The sequence below is a fragment of the Oleiphilus sp. HI0086 genome (assembly GCF_001635225.1).
Map to the genome: position 1 here is coordinate 1 of NZ_LWFZ01001524.1, position 2,231 is coordinate 2,231.

Sequence of the window (2,231 nt, forward strand, 5' to 3'; positions counted from 1 at the left end):
AAGCGAATATTACAGTGAATAAAAATGCAGTACCTAACGACCCACGCTCACCTTTTGTGACCAGTGGCTTGCGTATCGGTACGCCAGCGGTAACCCGTCGTGGCTTTAAGGCTGCCGAGTGTCAGCAACTAGCGGGCTGGATGTGTGACGTAATTGACGCTTTGGTTAAAGATGCTGAAGATACGAATGCTATTGAAAGTGTTAAGAAGGACGTTATCGACCTTTGTGCTCGCTTCCCAGTATACGCATAAATAGTTAACCCGGTGCGGTGATGAGGCGTTTCCTCATTTCTGCACCTTTGGCCTGCCAGCTGTTAGTGGTTTAGTTGGCTTGCTGCTCTGAATTGGCCTTTCTTCTGAATCAAAAGGTTTTTTGATGCATTGTCCTTTCTGTAGTGCGACGGATACAAAAGTTATCGACTCTCGACTGGTTGCCGATGGCGGCCAGGTTCGCCGTCGCCGTGAATGCCTGTCTTGTAAAGAACGCTTTACTACCTTTGAAACTGCTGAGCTGGTGATGCCGAGAGTGGTTAAGCAGGATGGCACTCGTCAACCTTTTGATGAGGACAAGCTCAACAGAGGCTTCACCAAGGCTTTGGAAAAGCGCCCCGTCAGTATTGAGGCGATTGAAAGCGCGATCAATAACATTAAGGCCCGATTGAGAGCAACAGGCGAGAGAGAGCTAAAAGCGATTGCTATTGGTGAAGAAGTGATGAAAGAGCTGCGTCGCCTGGATGAGGTGGCTTATGTTCGTTTTGCCTCTGTCTATCGTAGTTTCCAGGATATCAATGAATTTAAGGAAGAAGTTGATCGGCTAGCTCGTTCTGAGAATACCAAAAATGACGCTTAGTGCTTTCTCAATAGATGACGCTCACTATATGGCTGAAGCTTTGCGCTTGGCCAATAAAGGGGTGTATACAACCCAGCCAAACCCACGGGTAGGTTGTGTCTTGGTGAGGGGCGGTCAAATTGTGGGGCGTGGTTGGCATAAGAAGGCCGGAACAGGGCATGCAGAGGTAAACGCCCTCGCTGAAGCGGGAGGACTCGCGCAAGGTTCGACAGCTTACGTTACTTTGGAACCCTGCAGCCACTTTGGTCGAACACCTCCCTGTGCTAAAGCCTTAATTGATGCTCAAGTATCTGAGGTGGTTGCTGCGATGCTGGATCCGAATCCTGAGGTGTCAGGTCGAGGCTTTAAACTTCTGGAGGATGCGGGAATAAAAGTACGCTATGGCTTGATGGAAGCTGAGGCGCGGGCACTTAATCAAGGCTTTATTAAGCGAATGGAAACTGGTTTGCCTTATCTTCGGATTAAAATGGCGACCAGTGTTGATGGTCGTACCGCCATGGAGTCCGGGGAAAGTCAGTGGATAACTGGCCCGGCTGCACGTTCTGACGTACAGCGTTTGCGTGCCCGAAGCTCTGCTATTATTAGTGGCATTGGTACCATTCTTCATGATGATGCAGCCCTAACGGTTAGAGCTAGTGAACTGGGTCTTGATCCTGAATGGTCCCGAGAAATTGAAAAAATTCAGCCTTTGCGTGTCATTCTTGATCGTCAGGCTCGCTTGCCTAAGACTGCTCGACTATTAGAACAGGAAACGCCTATATTGTGGTGTGTTTCAGAGGCCAGTGAGCTAAGCCAGGAAGCGCAGGAGGTGTCTCAGCTTGGTTTTGTTGATGTGCTTCGCTTGTCTTCTGCATCAAGTTCAAATGATGCGCATAGTGAGCTGCAAGAAGTGATGTCCAAATTAGCTGAGCTTCAGTGCAATGAGGTGTTACTAGAGGCTGGAGCCTTGTTAGCGGGAAGCATTATTGAACAGGGTTTGTGGGACGAACTCTTGGTTTACATGGCGCCAAAATTATTAGGAAGTAAAGCTCGACCGCTTGCTGAACTTGGTTTAGATAAAATGTCTGAGAGTATTGATCTGGACTTAAAAGACTTGAGGCTGGTTGGTCAGGACATTCGAATGATTTATATGCCGGCTGAAGTGTCAGGCTCTCGCTAGCGTAAAGGATTGGATAAGCGATGTTTACAGGAATTATTGAAGCGCTTGGTGTGATCGAGCGATCAGAATCAAAAGGGCGAGACCTTGTTTTAACTATTTCGACAGGCAATTTGGATCTGTCGGACGTAAAGCTAGGCGATAGTATTGCGGTAAATGGCGTATGCTTAACGGTAGTAACTTTGAACTCAAAAGGGTTTACTGCAGACGTATCGGCAGAGTCCTT

2 protein-coding genes and 2 pseudogenes are annotated in these 2,231 nt (G+C 48.0%); all 4 read left to right on the plus strand.

The annotated features are described in order from the left end of the window. Positions 1 to 251: pseudogene (glyA, locus tag A3756_RS25640) on the plus strand (serine hydroxymethyltransferase); the annotation flags it as partial. A gap of 124 nt (positions 252 to 375) precedes the next feature. Next, positions 376 to 849: a transcriptional regulator NrdR gene (gene nrdR, locus A3756_RS25645; protein ID WP_068509328.1), complete on the plus strand. Its 474-nt coding sequence runs from the start codon at positions 376 to 378 to the stop codon at positions 847 to 849. Next, positions 839 to 2,008 (plus strand): bifunctional diaminohydroxyphosphoribosylaminopyrimidine deaminase/5-amino-6-(5-phosphoribosylamino)uracil reductase RibD, encoded by a 1,170-nt coding sequence (ribD, locus tag A3756_RS25650; RefSeq protein WP_068511370.1) that lies wholly within the window; start codon positions 839 to 841, stop codon positions 2,006 to 2,008. The genes nrdR and ribD overlap by 11 nt, the downstream gene beginning before the upstream one ends. Positions 2,009 to 2,028: 20 nt before the next feature. Continuing rightward, positions 2,029 to 2,231: pseudogene (locus A3756_RS25655) on the plus strand (riboflavin synthase); the annotation flags it as partial.

What these genes read in the sequence shown, in the direction of transcription:
- nrdR (WP_068509328.1), top strand. Translation starts at nt 376, where the DNA reads ATGCATTGTCCTTTCTGTAGTGCGACGGATACAAAAGTTATCGACTCT.
- ribD (WP_068511370.1), top strand. Translation starts at nt 839, where the DNA reads ATGACGCTTAGTGCTTTCTCAATAGATGACGCTCACTATATGGCTGAA.